This window comes from Actinoplanes sp. CA-131856, assembly GCF_050956135.1.
GTDB lineage: Bacteria > Actinomycetota > Actinomycetes > Mycobacteriales > Micromonosporaceae > Actinoplanes.
Genome location: NZ_CP191849.1, coordinates 7,366,140 through 7,382,615, shown reverse-complemented (window position 1 = coordinate 7,382,615; position 16,476 = coordinate 7,366,140). Strand labels below are relative to the sequence as shown.

Below are 16,476 nucleotides of genomic sequence, written 5' to 3'. Positions count from 1 at the left end.
CGGGCGCGGCAGCGGGCGTCCGGCGATCCTGGTGTCCTCCGGCCGCGACGAGATCCGGTGCTGGGACGCGGTCACCGGCGACCGGGTGGGAGACCCGTCCGTGTCGGTGCGGTCCGGGAACGGTTTGGCCGCGGTGTGGTCAGAGGCCGGCAAGCTCATCGTGGCCAGCGGGGTCGAGGACGGCATCCTGCGGTTCGACGCCATGAGCGGCGGCGAACCGTTGGTGAACCCGGCCGGGGAGACCGTCGGGGACGTCGCGGCCGGGACCCTGCCGGACGGGCGGGGGTTCTTCGCCGCCGGCGCGGCCGACGGCCACGTCCATCTGCTCGACGCGGAGACCGGTGAGGCGTTCCACCCGCCGCTTCCCGCCTCGACGTCCCCGATCCTGGCCGTCGCCGTGACAACACTCGCGGACGGCACCGTCCTTCTCGCCGCGGGCGGGGAGGACCGGAAGGTCGTGCGCTATGACGTGACCACCGGCCGGCAGATCGGCTCACCGCTGCCGGTGGGCCGATGGTTCGTCGTGCGGCTCGCCTTCGCGCCGCTGTCCGGCCGGCGTGCGGCTCTGGTCGCGGCGGACGATGCCGGTGGGGTGTTTCGCTGGGACGCGGTCAGCGGCGAGGCGGTCGGCGAGCCGCTGTCCTCGGAGACCCCGGTGATCGCTCTCGACCTCAGCGGCGCTGCACCCGAGCGGGTCGTCGCGGTGAGTCACGAGGACACAGTGCGGTGCTGGGACGCTCCCACCGGCCGGCACCTCGGCGACGTCGAACGGGCGCAGTCGGCCACCGTCGCGCCGCTTCCCGGCGGGCGATCCGCCCTCGCGGTGGGCCACCTGGACGGCAGCCTGACCATCACGCCGCTCCCGGCGCCGACATGGCGACCCGCGGTGTCACGTCCGCCATGCATCGACGATGTCGTCGGGGCCCCAGACGAGGTCGACGGCGCCGGCCGGCAGGTCGGCGCCGGAGCGGGTGACCACCAGCAAGCCGGTGTGCGCGGGGTCGAAGCCGGGGATCTGGCCGGCGCCGTCCCGCAACCGGTGCAGGTCGTGGGTGTCGAACGGCGAGCCCAGCCACTTCAGCGATCCGCAGAAGTGGATCTGCGAGGCGACGGGCGCGCGGTCGGCGCCGACCAGGTCGATCTCCGGGTTGAACTGACGGTTCCACCAGCCGCCGACGACCCGGGTCTCCGGCCAGGGCAGGGCGCCGGTGAGCGCGGCCTCCTCCAATGAGGCGCGGATCAGTGGCTCGACGGCTCGGCCGCGCCAGCTGGTCCACCGGGTCTGGAAAAGGGCGAATCCGGTGTCCGGACGGCCGCGCTGGGTGAGGTTGTGGACGTCGCGGAGGATGGCGAGGTAGAGGCGCAGGTTGCTGTCGGCGACGCGGTACAGCGCCGGCTTGCCGCCGCTGGTCGACAGCGGGTGGTCGGCGGCCAGGGCCTGTTTGTCCTCGGTGAGTCGCCGCAGCAGTGGCGACAGCGTTCCTGAGGGGACCGCGCCGTCGCGGCCGCCGGCGGTGTTGGCGATGTTCGTGTAGGCGCGGGCATCGCCGCCGACCGCCTCGATGACGCGCCGGGCCACGTCGGGATTGGGGAACTCCGAGGCGAGCGACTGTTCGGGCACGGCGAAAAGGGGAGAGGCCGGGTCAGTGAGTTCGTCGCGAAGGTGCTCGACGGCCGGGGTGCCGGCCGGCCAGCGCCGCAGTACACCCGGCAGGCCGCCGGTGATCAGGTGGGCGTCGATCGCGTCGGAGCCCACCAGGCCGGCGGCGGTGGCCGTCTCGGCCAGGTTCAGTGGGCCGAGGACAAGATTGTCGGCCCGGCCGTAGAAAGGCCGGTCGTACGCGGTCAGGCGCCGCATCATGTGCAGATCGCTGCCGAGGAGCAGCAGGAGGATCGGCCGGTGCGACAGCAGCCGGTCCCAGACGACCTGGAGGTGCCCGTCGAACGTCTCGTCCTGCTCGGTCAGCCATGGCAACTCGTCGAGAACGACGACACAGGGCCGATCGGGAAGCGCACCGGCGAGAAGGCGCAGCATGTCGCCCCAGCCGCCCGCGGGTGGTGTGCTCGGCAGCACTGCGTGATCGTTCGGCAGACCTGATTCGGTCAGTGCCGTGAGGAACTGACTCGTCGACTCGGTTATCGAGGCGCCTTTGACCGCGGTGAAGAACAAGTAGGGCATGCCGGCGCGATCACAGAACTCCTGGATGAGGCGTGACTTGCCGACCTGGCGACGGCCACGTAGCGCGAGGGCCAGCCCCGTCCCGGTCCGCGTGACATGGTCGATCCTCCTCGCCAGGAGAGACAGCTCAGTGTTCCGGCCGACGAACATGCGCCTCTCCTTCGATAGGTAGATCGCATCTACGTAGATTCTATCTACCTTTGAAGCCTGCCCTTGAGCCGTTCCCCGTGGCAATGTGTCGCCGGGGCTCGGTCTGATCGTTTCCTGAGCATGTAAATGAGCGGCATTCGCGCTGGTAGCCGCTGGTTTTGGAGCCTCCGGTCCCCGGCAGTGGACCGGCGGGGGTAACGTGCGCTCGTGTTTCACGGGGAGGGCGGCGCCGGGGCGCCGACATCGTTGTCAGCGGCTGAGCTGATCGTGTGCGAGAGTCTCGTTCGCATCTATCAGAGCGGGCCCATCGAGGTGCAGGCGCTTCAAGGGCTCGACCTCGTGGTCAACGGTGGCGAGATGATCGCCGTGGTGGGAGCCTCGGGGTCGGGGAAGTCGACGCTCCTGTCGATCCTGGCCGGGATCGACGCGCCCACCGCGGGCAGCGCCAGGGTGGGTGAGTGGGATCTGCTCTCCATGACGCGGGCCGATCGGGTGCGTTATCGGCGGCACACCGTCGGGTTCGTGCGGCAGCAGACGGCCAGCAACCTCGTGCCCTATCTGACGGCCGAGCAGATGGTCGACCTTCCCATGACCGCCGCCCGTACGCCGAAGGCCGTGCGCCGCAAGCGGGCCGCCGACCTGCTCGGGATGCTCGGGATCGCCGACTGCGCGGGACGGCGGCCGGGTCAGCTGTCCGGTGGGCAGCAGCAGCGGGTGGCCATCGCGGCCGCGCTGGCCAACGAGCCGCGGGTGCTGTTCGCCGACGAGCCGACCGGTGAGCTCGACACCGCCACGTCGGCCGAGGTGTTCGGGGCTCTGCGCGACGCCAACCGGGAGCTCGGGGTCACCGTCGTCGTCGTGACCCACGACGCCGCCGTCAGCGGGCAGGTCGAGCGGACCGTGGCCATCCGCGACGGGCGGACCAGTAGTGAGGTGCTTCGCCGCACGGCCACCGCGGCCGACGGGGGCACCCATGTGATCGCTGAGGAGTACGCGGTGATGGACCGGGCGGGGCGCATCCAGGTGCCGCGGGACTATCGGGAGGCGCTGGCGCTGACCCGCCGGGTGCGCCTGGCCCTCGAACCCGACCACGTCACGATCCGGCCCGACGCATGACCGCCTGCACCGAGCGGCACTCAGCCGCCGCCGGACGACGGCATCGCAGGCGAGGGCCAGAAGGGCATGCAAAGGTGGGCACAGCATGACCGCGCCGATGTTGCGGGTGGAAGGGGTGCGGCGGACCTTCGGCAAGGGGCCGGCCGCGGTCCACGCGCTGCGGGACGTGTCGTTCGAGGTCGAGCCGGGGACCATGGTGGCGCTGGTCGGGCGGTCCGGGTCCGGCAAGACCACGCTGCTCAACGTGATCGGCGGGCTCGACCGGGCCGACGCCGGGTCGGTCGCCGTGGACGGGGTCGACGTCAGCTCGCTCGACGAGGACGGGCTTTCCCGCCTTCGGCGCGAGCGGGTGTCGTACGTCTTCCAGACCTTCGGTTTGATTCCCGTGCTCTCGGCCGCCGAGAACGTGGCCGTGCCGCTGCGGCTGGCCGGCGCCGAGCGGGCCGAACGCGAGCGCCGCGTCGCCCTGCTGCTCGACCTGGTCGGGCTGGCCGGGCACGCCAAGCAGCGGCCCGGTGAGCTGTCCGGCGGGCAGCAACAGCGGGTCGCCATCGCCCGCGCCCTGGCCGCCTCGCCGCGGCTGCTCATCGCCGACGAGCCGACCGGGCAGCTCGACGCCGAGACCGGGCTGTCGGTCATGGCGCTGCTGCGCGGCGTGGTGGAGTCCGAGGGCGTCACGGCGCTGGTCTCCACCCACGACCCGGTGATGATGGAGCTGGCCGACCGGGTCATCCGGATCGCCGACGGCCGGGTCGAGGCCGATCCTTGCTGAGCCTGCTCCTGCGCCGGGCCCGCGCCCAGTGGTCCCTCCTGCTGTCGCTGCTCGCCGTGCTCACGATCGGGGCGACCTTCCTCGGCACCTGTGCGCTGCTCGTCACCCGTACGTCCGACCGGGCCTTCGAAGTGGCCGTCCGCGACGATCCGGCCGCGGCCGAGGTCGTCGCCTACACGGCCACCATCGCGGCCGGCGACGCCGCCTCGGTGGCCGCCGACACGCGCCGGGTGCTGGTCTCGGCGGTGGCCCCGTTCGAGGTGACGACGGCCGCCCGCGCGTCGTCGGTGATGCGGCTGTTGCCGGGCGGGGGCGACCGGGAGGCGTACCTCTCGGGAATTGAAGATCTTGCCTCTCGGGCCTCGCTCGTCACGGGCGGCTGGCCGAAGAAGGGGCAGGCGGCCGTGCTGGAGAGCACCGCGCGGCTGCTCGGGTTGAGCGTCGGCAGCCGCGTCACCCTGGGCGAGGAGATCGGTGTGGACGGGGCGGCGCCGGTCACGGTGACCGTGTCCGGGATCGTCCGGCCGCTGCCGCAGGGCGGCTGGGACCGCGACCCGTTGCAGGGCAAGGGGTTCGACGCCGATCCGCCGAACGCCACCTCGGCCCGCAAGATCCAGGCGTACGGCCCGTTCATCGTCGACCTGGACGCCCTGCTCGCCGGTGGATCGGCCATCGATCGCCTGGAGATCGTGGCCCGGCCCGACCTGTCCGCACCGAACAGCCGCGACCTCAACGCCATCGCGTCCACCCTGGGCGAGGCCGACCGCCGGCTCTCGGGCGCTCTGGCCGACCGGGTGCAGATCGAGCGGGTGTCCTCCCCGCTGCCGCAGACCCTGGCCGACGCCCGCGCCCAGCAACGCCTCACGACGGCCGCGGTGCTCGCGCTGACGCTGATCGGCGTCATCCTCACCGCCATCGCGCTCACTCTGGCCGGCCGGCTGGCAGCCTCCGCTCGTACCGAGGAAGCCTCGCTCCTGTCGGCCATGGGCACCGGCCGCGGCCAGTTCGCCGTCGTCGCGGCCGTCGAGGCGGTCGCACTGGCCGCGGTGGCCGCGCTCCTGTCGGTGCCGGCCTCGTCGGGCCTGCACGCCCTCCTCACCCACCTGCCGCCCCTGTCCGGCGCCGGGCTGGCGGCCGATCCCGGCGTCTCCCCGGCGCAGCTGCTGGCCGTCGGGGCCGGGGTGCTGCTGCTGGCCGCTCTGCTGGTGGGCCTGGCGATCCGCCCGGCGGCCGGCGCCGGCGACCGGCGGGGCCGCCGCGAGCTGCTGGCCCGGTCGGGGGCCGACGTCCTGCTGGCCGCCCTGGCCGCGGTCGGCTGGTGGCAGCTGCGGGCCCAGCCCCCGGACGCCGGCTCGCGGGCCGACGTGGTCCGCGTACTCGCCCCGGCGCTGCTGCTGACCGCGGGCGCCGCGCTCGCCCTGCGGCTGCTGCCGCCGGTCCTGCGCTACGCCGAACACCTGGCCGACCGGTCCCGCGGCCTCGTCCTGCCGCTGGCCGCCGTGCAGGCGGCCCGGCGGCGGCAGGCCTTCGCGGCCGGCCTGCTGATCGCGCTGGGCTGCGGCGCGGCCACCTTCGGCCTCGCCTACGACGCCACCTGGCGGGCCTCCCAGCACGACCAGGCCGATCTGGCGGTCGGCACCGACGTCGCCCTCGAGCTCGACGCCCCGCCCGTGGCCGGGCAGGGCGCGGTGGTGAGCGCGGCCGCCGGCGGGACGGTCAGCCCGGTGGCGCACGGCCCGGTCGTCGTCGGCCAGTCGCTGGGCGGCGGCGACGACGCCACGCCCCAGCTCATCGCGGCCGACATGCGCCACGCGCGGGAGCTGCTCCGCGGGCGGGTGAGCGTGGGGGCGGGCCTCGCGCCCGGCTCCGCCGCCGAGGGCCTGACCGTGCCGGCCAAGGCCGTTCCCACGCTGGCCGGCCGGGGGCCGGTCCCGGTGGTGCCACGGCTGGTCTTCGAGGACGCCGCCGGGCTGCGCACCGCCTGCACCGGGCCGGAGGTCCCGCTCGACGGCCGGCCGCGTCCGCTGCGGGCCTGCGTGCCCGCGACGGCCGGGCTGCGGCTGGTCGCCGTCTCCCTGCAACCGACGGGAGTGGCGAACGACGCGGCGGCGACCATGGACGCCACCCTGACCGTTCCCGGCGCCACCGGACCGTCGTCCTGGACGGCTCACCCGGCCGGCCAGCTCGGCGGGCAGACGGTCACCGTGGCCGGGGACCGGGTGCGGCTGCACGCGATCGTGCAGTTCGTCGACCCGTACGACGGCGCCCGTCAGCTCGTCGCCTCGTCCTTCCCCGATCCGAGGACCGTGCCGGTGGCCGTCTCGCGGCGGCTCGCCGACGACCTCGGCACCGGGCCCGGCGCCACCCTGAGCCTGAGCTACGGCAACACCCCCGTCCAGGCCCGAGTCACCGAGGTGATCCCCACCGTGCCGTCCGCGCCGGGCGCCCCCGCCGTCCTCGCCGACCTCGACCTGCTGTCCCGCGCGCTGATCAGCCACGGCGACCTCGACACCCCGGTCAACGCCTGGTGGGCCGGCAACCCGGCGCACCCCGGCGCCCTCGAAGCCCTGGGGCTCGGCCCGGTCACCAGCCGGGCCGGTGAGACGGAGCGGCTCACCGGCAGCCCGCTGCGGGCGGCCCAGCCGGCGGCCATGCGGCTGCTCGTGGTGGCCGCGATCGTGCTCCTGCTCGGCGGGGTGCTCCTGCACGTCGCCTCCGACCTGCGCGACCGGGCCCTCGAGGTGGCCCGGCTGCGCGGCCTGGGCGTCTCCCGCCGCGAGATCCGGGCGGCGCTGCTCGGCGAGCACGCCGGGGTCATCCTGCCGCTGCTGGTGGGCGGGGCGGCGGTCGGCGCGCTGGCCACGTGGGGCGTGGCGCCCCTGATGATCCGTTCCGACACGGGCGCCCAGCCGGTGCCCGCGGTCGCCGCGCACTGGCCGTGGACGGCCGAGGCCGTACTCCTCGGGGTCCTGGTCGTCGCGGCCGGAATCATCGTCACCGTCACGGTCTCCGTGCAGGCCCGCCGGGCCGACGCCGCCCACCTGCGGGTCGCGTCGTGAGGCCCGCGCTGCACTGGCCGTCCATCCGGGGCCGGGCCCGCGCCGACCTCGGCCCGCTGATGTTGATGGCGGCCGTCGTGGTCGCGGTCAGCCTGCTCGCCGCGATCGTGCCGCCGCTGCTGCGCACCACCGAGGACGACACCTTCCGCGACTCGGTCCACGCCACGGTGCGGGCGCACGCCTCCTGGGACAGCAACTACGCCATGGGCGACGGCTACCAGCGCGAACCGGCTCTGGCGCAGTACCTCGCCTTCCTGCCCCGCTCGGCCAAGGACCAGCTCGGCCCGGAGCAGCTCGCCGTCCTCGAACCGCCGGTCACCACGGTCACCAGCGGCCCCCTCGAGTTCGTCACCGGTGACGCCCCGCGGAACCTGCGCCTCGGCTTCGTCCGCGGCGACGAGAGCGACGGCCCGGCCACGACCTGGGTCGCGGGCGGTCCGCCCCGGGCCACCGCGCCCGGTGAGGTGGTGGTCCGGCCCGGAACGCCGTGGTCGGTCCAGATAGGACTGTCCGAGACGTCGGCCACGATGATCGGCGCCAAGCCCGGCGACCGCATCAAGGTCAAGGACGAGCAGGGCAACTACATCGACGTACGGGTCAGCGGTGTGTTCCGTCCCGTCGACCCGGGCGATCCCGCCTGGCGGCTGACACCCTGGCTCCTCACGCCGAGCGGCCGCTCGTTCGGCGGACTGCTCTCGGCCGACTCGCTGCCGGACGCCCGGTTGCTGTTCCCGGCGGACCGGCTCGACCGTACGGTCACCTTCAGCCCCGCCGCCGGCAAACTCGACCGCGACTCGGCCCGGTCGCTGGCCGCGGCCGTCGCCACGCTGAAGGCCACCTCGGCCGCGAGCGGGGTGCGCGACGACTCGCTGCGCTGGGACTCGACCCTCGACAACGAGGTGAGCGAGGTCGAGGCGCGGATCACGGCGGCCAAGGCGCAGGCGGCGGTGCTGCTGCTGGCCGTGCTGGCCGGGGCGGCGCTGGTGCTGCTGCTGACCGCGGAGCTGCTGACGAGGAGGCGGCTGCCGGCCCTGACGGCCTATCGGGAACGGGGCGGCGCGCTGCCCGTCCTGGCGGCGGAGCTGCTGGTCGAGTCGGTCACGGTGGCGGTGCCGGCGGCGGCGATCGGGGTGCTTCTGGCGTACGTCACATCGGGCGGCGCGGCGCTGCCATGGGCCCTGCCGGTGGCGCTGGCGGCGATCGCGGCCGGACCGGCCCTGGGCACCCTGGCGGCGGCCCGGGCCACCCGGGACAGGCGCGTCCCGGCGAACCGCTCGGCGCGCCTCTGGCTGCGGCGAACGGCCCAGTTGCGCCGGGCCACGATCGACGTGGCGGTGCTGGCGGCCGGGGTGGGCGCACTGGTGGCGCTGCACCAGCGGGGCCTCAGCACAGGCGGCGATCTGATCCTGCCGGCGGCGGCGCCCGTGCTGGGCGTGCTCGGCGGTGCTCTGCTGCTGCTCCGCGTTCTGCCGTGGGCGACCCGAGGCCTGCTCGGCGCGACGTTGAGGGGACGGCGGGCGCTGCCGGTCTTCGGCGCCGCCCGCGCTGCGGCCACGTCGGCGCGCGTGCTGCCCGGCCTGTCCCTGGTGACGGCGGTGGGGTTGGCTTCGTTCGCCCTGGTGCTGTCGGCCACGGTAACCACGGGTCTGGCCGACGGCGCGTGGCGCTCCGTGGGCGCCGACGCCCGCCTCGACATCGCCCCGGACGCCACCGCCGCCGTCTCGGGCGCCGTGCCCGGTGCCGCTGTCCCCGGTGGCGCGCCTAGTTCCCCCGTGCCTGGTTCGCCTGCGCCTGGTTCCTCCGTGCCTGGTTCGCCCGCGCCTGGTTCCTCCGCGCCTGGCTCGCCCGCGCCTGGCTCTTCCGCGCCTGGCTCTCCTGCTCCTGGCGCCGCTGGGAGTCCTGGCGGTGCTGGGACGCCGGGTGGTGCTGGGACGCCGGGTGGGGCCGGGGCTGAGCTTGCCCGGCGGATCGCGGCCGCGCCCGGCGTGGAGCAGGCCGTCGCGGCCCGCGTCACCGATGTTCAGGTGATCGCCGACGGGCTGGCGGGCAGCCCTCGCCTCGTGGTCGTCGACGCCGCGGCGTTCCAGCGGCTGCTGGCGGGCACCCCACTCCCGTCCGCCCCCGGCCTGGCCCGGCTCACCATCGGCGGCGGCACCATCCCGGTCCTGGTCCGTACCCACGACGACAGCATCCGGGCCGGCATGACGGTGAGCCTGAGGCGGGAAGGCACCTCCGCGCTCACCCTCACCGCGGTCGGCACGGCGCCGGCCATCGGCGACACCCCCGACGTGATCGTGATCGACACGACCGCCGCGGCCGCCGCCGGCCTAGAGGTCACCCCGACCACGGTGTGGGCCCTCGGATCCGGGGCGGCCCGGGCGTTGCGGGACTCCGGCGTCGACGGAACCGTCGTGGTCCGCGCCGACTTGCTGCACGACCGCACCACGGCCCCGCTGGCCTCCGGCCTGACCCGCTTGACCTACGCGGCGGCGGCGGTGCTGCTGGTGCTGGCCGTCCTGGCCTTCGCCCTGGGCGCCGCCGCGAACGCCCCCGCCCGCTGGGAGACCCTGGCCCGGCTGCGCACACTGGGCCTGCGCGCCCGCGACACCCGGCGCGTGGCCGCGGGCGAGTTGCTGCCGTTGGTGGTCTTCGCCGCGATCTGCGGTCCGCTCCTGGGCATCCTGCTCGCGCGGTTGACCCTGGGCCCGCTCGCGCTGCACTTGATCACGGCCCAGGCCGCCAACCCACCCGTGGTGGCGCCATGGCCGATCGCCCCGGTGACGGCCGCAGTGCTGCTGGTCGCCCTGGCCGCGGTGGTCACTTCGGAGGCCGCCTTGAGACGGCGCCGCCGTTTGGGCGACGTCCTGCGCGCCGGCGGAAGCTGACGCGGCCGCGGAGAGCACGCGGCCGCGGAGAGCACGCGGCGGGCGCAGGCTCGCGCGGGGCAGGCTCGCGCGGGGCGGGTTTATGCGGGGCAGCCTCGCGCGGGGCAGGCCCGCGTGGGCGCAGGGGCAGGCGCGGGTGCCGGTGTGGGACAAGCGCAGCCGCAGCCGCAGCCGCAGCCGCAGCCGCAGGCGCAGGCGCGGGCACGGGGCAAGGGCAGAGACGCGTGCGGCGCGGATCGTGGGCAAGGGCGGGGACGGGTGCAGGCGCCTACGGCGTGGGTGCGGGTGCGGGTGAAGGGACAGGTGCTGGCACGCGCGGGGAAGAGGTGGGTGTGCGGTAAGGGCAGGACGGGTGCTGGCCCGCGTGGGCGCAAGGCCAGGCGTGGGCCAGGCGTGGGCCAGGCGTGGCGCAAGGGCAGGGCAGGCGGAGGGCGTGCCGGTCGGTGAGGCTGGGGAGGGGTCTCAGTGTCAGGCTGTGACGGCCAGGAGGACGGCTAGTGCGCCGCCGGCGATGATCAGGCCTGCTACGAAGAACAGCGGGATGGTGACTGTCATCAAGCTCAGGTCGTCGTCGTTGGCCTTGATCGCGTCGCTGTAGCGGCCCGGGCTGAAGAGCGTGCGGCCCCGCCGTGTCAGGGTGCCGTTCTTCCAGTGGGCCGAGGCGAAGACCGGGCCTCCCAGCGGCAGGCGGGTCTCGCGGCCGGTCACGCTGTCGCCCCTTTTGAGCTTCTCGGCCATAGTCGCCGGGATCCACGCTGGTGGCACGGAGTGGCGTTTGTGGACGTACTCCAATGTTGTGGTCTCGGCCGTCGGTGAGGTGGCGAAGACGGCCGGGTCGATCGGCACCCGGGCCGTCGCGTCGGCCAGTGTGGGGCTTGCGGGGGTGCGGCCCACCTCCGTACGCCAGGTCAGGTTTCCGTCGCTGTCGCCCGACCGGTAGCAGGTGGCCGTCACGTCGAACCACGCGCACTCCGACCCGCTCAGCAGGGCCGTCTGGCGGCCGGCGGGACCGCACTCGACCGTGCCCTCGGCCGCCACCCGGCCGGGGCGCCACGAACCGATCGGTGTCGGGGGAGTGCGGTTCAGCAAGCGCCGTAACCGCAGGTCGCCCACGCTGAACAGGGCGAACAGGCCGGACACGACGACCATGCCCACGCCGATGAGGATGACGATGGCGGCAGCGGTGGCCATGCGGACAAGATACCGACGCCGGTCAATCGCAGACCTTTACTTTCGTCGATATGAGTCATAGGTTGCTCGGAACGGACCAAAGTTTTGACCTTTTTGAAAAAAGTCCGTAACTCGCACACCTCTCTCGACTCGTGGGAATCCCGGCCGGCCGGGATACGACGGAGGACGCGCATGGAAGACAACGTTGTCAATCTAGACGAGCAACCGCAGCTCCGGCGCCGGTCTCTGCTTGCCGCGGCCGGTGTTCTCGGCCTGACGGGTGGCGCGGTCGCGGTGGCGACCACGACCCGGGGCGAGCCGGCCAAGGCCGCGGCGGGAGTGACCCGGAAGATCACGATCTACGCGGAAGCGTTGCCCGGCAACCAGTTCGGCTACGGCCTGACGCCGGGCGGGGCGACGATCCCGGGGCCGATCCTCGAGATGTACGAAGGGGACACTCTCGAGATCACCCTGGTCAACACCACCAACCAGCGGCTGAGCATCCATCCGCACGGCGTCGACTACAGCACCGACTCGGACGGGGCGCCGTTCAACGCCTCGTACAACGAGCCCGGCGAGACCCGGACCTACGTCTGGCGCTCACACGAGATGACCGCCACCAGCGGGCGGCGGTTCATGCCGGGCAGCGCCGGCTACTGGCACTACCACGACCACGCGATGGGCACCGACCACGGCACCGCCGGGCTCATCAAGGGCCTGTACGGCGCGCTGATCGTGCGCCGGCGCGGTGACATCCTGCCCGACAAGCAGGTCACCGTCGTCTTCAACGACATGCAGATCAACAACAAGGTCGCGCCCAACACGCCGATGTTCGAGGCCAACCTCGGTCAGCGCGTCGAGTGGATCGCCATCGGGCACGGCAACTTCTTCCACACGTTCCACCTGCACGCGCACCGGTGGGCGGACAACCGCACCGGCATGCTCGAGGGCCCGTCCGACCCGAGCCAGGTGATCGACAACAAGGACCTCAACCCGGGCAGCTCGTTCGGGTTCCAGGTGCTGGCCGGTGAGGCCGTGGGGCCGGGCGCGTGGATGTACCACTGCCACGTGCAGTCCCATTCGGACACCGGCATGGCCGGGATCTTCCTGGTCCGCAACGCCGACGGCAGCATGCCGCCGGGCGCTCAGGAGGCGATCGACCGGTTCCAGGGCCACCAGCACAAGGCGGCCGCACAGACCCATGTTCACGGAGGGAGTGGATCGTGAGAATGAAGCAAGCCGCCGCCATGGCGCTGGCGGCGGTACTCGTAACCGGAGCGTCCCCGCCGAAGACAGCGGCGGCCGCCGAACCGGCGAAACCCAAGGTTCTCGTCTTCTCGGGCGCGGCCGCCGCGCAGCAGGACCCGGTCGTCAAGGCGACCGCCACGATCAAGGAGCTCGGCGCGGCCCAGGGGCTCGACGTCGAGGCCAGCACCGACACGGCGGACTTCAACGCGGGCGACCTGGCGGCGTACCGCGCGGTGGTCTTCCTGTCGGCCGACGGCGTCACGCTCAACGCCGGGCAGGAGGCCGCCCTCAAGGGCTTCGTCAACGCCGGCGGCGGCTTCCTCGGCATCGGCGACGCGGCCCGGGCCCAGCTCGACTCGACCTGGTTCACCGGCCTGATCGGCGCCCGCCCGGCCGGCGCCATCCCGGTGTCGCACCCGGTGCAGGCGGTCACCGCGAGCGGCGAGAACCCGCCCAACGAGATCAGCTCCAAGCTCATCGACGGCGACGCCAACACCAAGTGGCTGGTGCGGACCGCGACCGGCTGGGTCCGGTACGAACTGGCCGCGCCCGCCAAGATCACGGGGTACGCGCTGACGTCGGCCAACGACTTCGACGGGCGCGACCCCAAGGATTGGACGCTGCAGGGCTCGGCCGACGGCCAGACCTGGACCGACCTGGACCGCCGCACCGGGCAGAGCTTCCCCGAGCGCTTCCAGATCCGGCGCTTCGACGTGGCCAACCCGGCCGACTTCAAGTTCTACCGGCTCAACATCACCGCCAACAGCGGTGAGCCGCTGATCCAGCTGGCCGACCTGCGGCTGTTCACCGGCACCACCGAGGCCCCGCCGCCGCCGGCCGTGAACCGGGCCGTGGTCGACATCCTCGACCGGCAGCACCCGGCCACCAAGGACCTCGGGCTGACCATCACCCGCGAGGACCGGTGGAACAATTGGGAGCAGAACCCCATCGGCAAGGTGCACACGCTCGCGCAGGTCGAGGAGCGGCACTACGACCCGGGGCTGGGCGCGAACGGCCCGTTCCACCCGATCTCCTGGTGCCGTGACTACGACGGCGGCCGGTCCTTCTACACCGGCATGGGTCACACCGAGGGGTCGTACGGGGAAGAGGCCTTCAAGAAGCATCTGACCGGCGCCCTCGGCTGGACCAGCGGCATCGTCCGCGCCGACTGCCAGGCCACGATCGCCTCCAACTACAAGGTGGAGCGGCTGACCGCGGCCAACAAGACCGGCGAGCTCGACCAGATCGGCGAGCCGCACGGCCTGACCATCACGCCCGACGGCACCGTGTTCTACGTCGGCAAGGCGGCCTGCCCGAGCGGCCCGGTCGTCAGCTGGGACAACCCGAACGTGGGCCTGGGCTGCGGCACCATCCACTCCTGGGATCCGGGCACCAAGCAGGTGAAGCTGCTGACCACGCTGCCCGTGATGGGCAACCGGGGCAGCGGCGACGAGCTGGTCAAGAACGAGGAGGGCCTGCTCGGCATCGTCCCCGACCCCAAGTTCGCCGAGAACGGCTGGCTGTACGTCTACTGGATGCCGCACGCCTCGATCGACCGGCAGAAGCGGGTCGGGCAGCGGACGGTCTCCCGGTTCACCTACGACAAGGCCGCGCAGACCATCGACCAGGGCACCCGCAAGGACCTGCTCCAGTGGCCGGTGCAGATCCACAGCTGCTGCCACGCGGGTGGCGGCATGGCCTTCGACGCCAAGGGCAACCTCTACGTCGGCTCCGGCGACAGCAACTCGTCGGGCGGCTCGGACGGTTACTCGGGCAACAACTGGACCCAGGCGTACGAGGGTCTGTCCTTCCAGGACGCCCGGCGCACCGCCGGCAACACGAATGACCTCAACGGAAAGATCATTCGCATCCACCCGGAGGCGGACGGGACGTACACGATCCCGCAGGGCAACCTCTTCCCGCCCGGCACCGAGAAGACCCGCCCGGAGATCTACGTGATGGGCGTGCGCAACATCGCCCGGCTGCAGATCGACCCGGAGAAGCAGTGGCTGACCGCGGGCTGGGTCGGGCCGGACGCGTCGGCGCCGAGCCCGGAGCTGGGGCCGGCCAAGTACGAGACCGCCACGATCATCACCGAGGCGGGCAACCACGGCTGGCCGTACTGCATGGGCAACAAGCAGCCGTACCGCGACCGCAGCAACACCGACGCCAAGGTCCTGACCGGCTGGTACAACTGCGACAGCCCGAAGAACGAGTCGCCGCGCAACACCGGCCTGACCGATCTGCCGCCCATCAAGAACAACATGATCTGGTACTCGCCGGACGGTGGCGGCCCGGTCTTCCCGGCCCGCGACGCCAGCGGCGTGCCCAGCTACAAGGCGGCCGAGGCGACGTACACCCAGCCCTATCTGCGCGGCGGTGGCCAGGCCGTCATGTCCGGCCCGACCTATCACCGCGATCTGGTCGACGCCGACAGCACGGTGGCGTGGCCGGCCTACTGGAACGACAAGTGGCTCATCGGTGACCAGTCGAACTCGGCCAACCGCGTCGCGGTCACGGTCGACCCGGCCGGTGTGCCGCAGCAGAAGCCGCCGGCGTTCGGCGAGTCGCTGCGGGCCATCATTCCGGCCGGTGGCGGGGCCAACCAGCTCCAGTCCTGGATGGACGCCAAGTTCGGCCCGGACGGCGCGCTCTACATGCTGGACTACGCGGGTGGCTTCTTCAGCCTGCACCCCAACCAGAAGCTGATCCGGATCACCTATCAGGGCGGACCGGCGACCCCGGCCCCGACGGCGACCGCGACGGCCGTGCAGGACAAGCCGCTGACGTACGCCTTCAACGGCTCTCGCTCGGGTGGACTGTCCCACAAGTGGACGTTCGGTGACGGCGGCACCTCGACCGAGGCCAACCCCCGGCACACGTACGCCCGGGTCGGCGTCTACGACGTGACGCTGACCATCACGTACGCCGGTGGGAAGACCGAGGTCGTCCGTACGAAGGTCACCGCGGGTTGTGCCGTGCCGGATCCTTCGACGACCGTACGGCTGGACGCCGTCGACTCAGGTGTGGCGAACCGCGTCGTCGGCCAGGGCTGCACGGTCGACGACCTCATCGACGACGAGAGCACCTGGGCCACGCACGACGCCTTCGTCCGGCACGTCACCGACGTCTCCGCACGTCTCGTCGACGACAAGGTCCTCAGCACCCGGGAGGCCGGCGCGCTGACCAAGGCGGCCGCGTCCTCGCCGATCGGCCGCGAGGGCCACACCGGATACGTCTCGATCTACAACGGCACCCCGGAGTCGCTGACCGACTGGGCCCAGGCGCCCACCGGGCAGTTCGCGATCCAGCCGGACGGGTCGCTGCGGCCCAGCGGCGGGCTCGGGATGCTCTATTACACGAAGCCGTTCAAGGACTTCTCGCTGACACTGCAGTTCCGTGACGTCGCCCCCGGCGACGCCCGCGGCAACAGCGGCGTGTTCACGAGATTCCCCGACCCGCGGATCCCGCTCGACCAGCGACCGGCCGGCAGCTGCGGCACGGTCGGATCGGCCCGCACGTCGCAGGCCTGGGTGGCCATCTACTGCGGCCACGAGGTGCAGATCTACGACGGTGAGACCGGCGAGCCGCAGAAGACCGGCTCCATCTACAACTTCGACGTCAACCCGCTGGCCGCGGCCGGCGTGACGCCGAAGAACGTGTGGAACCGCTACGAGATCAAGGTGGTCGGCCAGCACTACACGATCATCCGAAACGGCAAGGTCATCAACGAGTTCGACAACACCCCCGGCAAGCAGTCCTCGCGCGCCGGTGACCCGCCGACCGACCTCCGGCAGTTCGCCGAGGGCCTGATCGGCCTGCAGAACCACAGCGACACCGACCTGGTCGACTTCCGTGACATCCGGGTGCGTGCTCTATGAAACGGCTCCTAGTCAT

At 72.8% G+C, this 16,476-nt stretch carries 8 protein-coding genes; 6 read left to right on the top strand and 2 right to left on the bottom strand.

What is annotated here, in order from left to right; all coding sequences use genetic code 11:
* Positions 1 to 889: 889 nt before the first annotated feature.
* Positions 890 to 2,329 carry an ATP-binding protein gene (locus ACQP2X_RS34200; RefSeq protein WP_498688980.1) on the bottom strand — a complete coding sequence of 480 codons (1,440 nt, stop codon included), beginning with the start codon at positions 2,327 to 2,329 and terminating at the stop codon, positions 890 to 892.
* A gap of 207 nt (positions 2,330 to 2,536) precedes the next feature.
* Between ACQP2X_RS34200 and ACQP2X_RS34195 the strand changes: the two genes are divergently transcribed.
* The 4 genes from ACQP2X_RS34195 (at position 2,537) to ACQP2X_RS34180 (ending at position 10,161) form a co-directional block, all read left to right on the top strand.
* Positions 2,537 to 3,445 (top strand): ABC transporter ATP-binding protein, encoded by a 909-nt coding sequence (locus ACQP2X_RS34195; protein WP_498688978.1) that lies wholly within the window; start codon positions 2,537 to 2,539, stop codon positions 3,443 to 3,445.
* A gap of 85 nt (positions 3,446 to 3,530) precedes the next feature.
* Complete coding sequence (locus ACQP2X_RS34190) at positions 3,531 to 4,217, top strand: ABC transporter ATP-binding protein (RefSeq protein WP_498688976.1); 687 nt, start codon at positions 3,531 to 3,533, stop codon at positions 4,215 to 4,217.
* On the top strand, positions 4,211 to 7,276 hold the full coding sequence (locus tag ACQP2X_RS34185) for an FtsX-like permease family protein (protein ID WP_498688974.1): 3,066 nt from the start codon (positions 4,211 to 4,213) through the stop codon (positions 7,274 to 7,276). Before ACQP2X_RS34190 ends, ACQP2X_RS34185 begins: the two co-directional genes overlap by 7 nt.
* The gene (locus ACQP2X_RS34180; RefSeq protein ID WP_498688972.1) at positions 7,273 to 10,161 is read left to right on the top strand and encodes an FtsX-like permease family protein; all 2,889 of its coding nucleotides are present in this window, start codon (positions 7,273 to 7,275) and stop codon (positions 10,159 to 10,161) included. Before ACQP2X_RS34185 ends, ACQP2X_RS34180 begins: the two co-directional genes overlap by 4 nt.
* A 468-nt stretch (positions 10,162 to 10,629) precedes the next feature.
* On the opposite strand, the gene ACQP2X_RS34175 is transcribed toward ACQP2X_RS34180, so the two are convergent.
* Positions 10,630 to 11,352, bottom strand: a complete 723-nt coding sequence (locus ACQP2X_RS34175; protein ID WP_498688971.1) for a hypothetical protein — start codon at positions 11,350 to 11,352, stop codon at positions 10,630 to 10,632.
* Positions 11,353 to 11,523: 171 nt separating this feature from the next.
* Between ACQP2X_RS34175 and ACQP2X_RS34170 the strand changes: the two genes are divergently transcribed.
* Both ACQP2X_RS34170 and ACQP2X_RS34165 read left to right on the top strand, forming a co-directional pair.
* Positions 11,524 to 12,558 carry a multicopper oxidase domain-containing protein gene (locus ACQP2X_RS34170; RefSeq protein ID WP_498688970.1) on the top strand — a complete coding sequence of 345 codons (1,035 nt, stop codon included), beginning with the start codon at positions 11,524 to 11,526 and terminating at the stop codon, positions 12,556 to 12,558.
* A 2-nt stretch (positions 12,559 to 12,560) separates the two neighbouring features.
* Positions 12,561 to 16,460, top strand: a complete 3,900-nt coding sequence (locus tag ACQP2X_RS34165) for a ThuA domain-containing protein (RefSeq protein WP_498701102.1) — start codon at positions 12,561 to 12,563, stop codon at positions 16,458 to 16,460.
* Positions 16,461 to 16,476 lie beyond the last annotated feature (16 nt).

Coding starts and splice junctions, on each gene's coding strand:
- ACQP2X_RS34200 (WP_498688980.1), bottom strand. CDS start 2,329: ATGTTCGTCGGCCGGAACACTGAGCTGTCTCTCCTGGCGAGGAGGATC.
- ACQP2X_RS34175 (WP_498688971.1), bottom strand. CDS start 11,352: ATGGCCACCGCTGCCGCCATCGTCATCCTCATCGGCGTGGGCATGGTC.
- ACQP2X_RS34170 (WP_498688970.1), top strand. CDS start 11,524: ATGGAAGACAACGTTGTCAATCTAGACGAGCAACCGCAGCTCCGGCGC.
- ACQP2X_RS34165 (WP_498701102.1), top strand. CDS start 12,561: ATGAAGCAAGCCGCCGCCATGGCGCTGGCGGCGGTACTCGTAACCGGA.
- ACQP2X_RS34190 (WP_498688976.1), top strand. CDS start 3,531: ATGACCGCGCCGATGTTGCGGGTGGAAGGGGTGCGGCGGACCTTCGGC.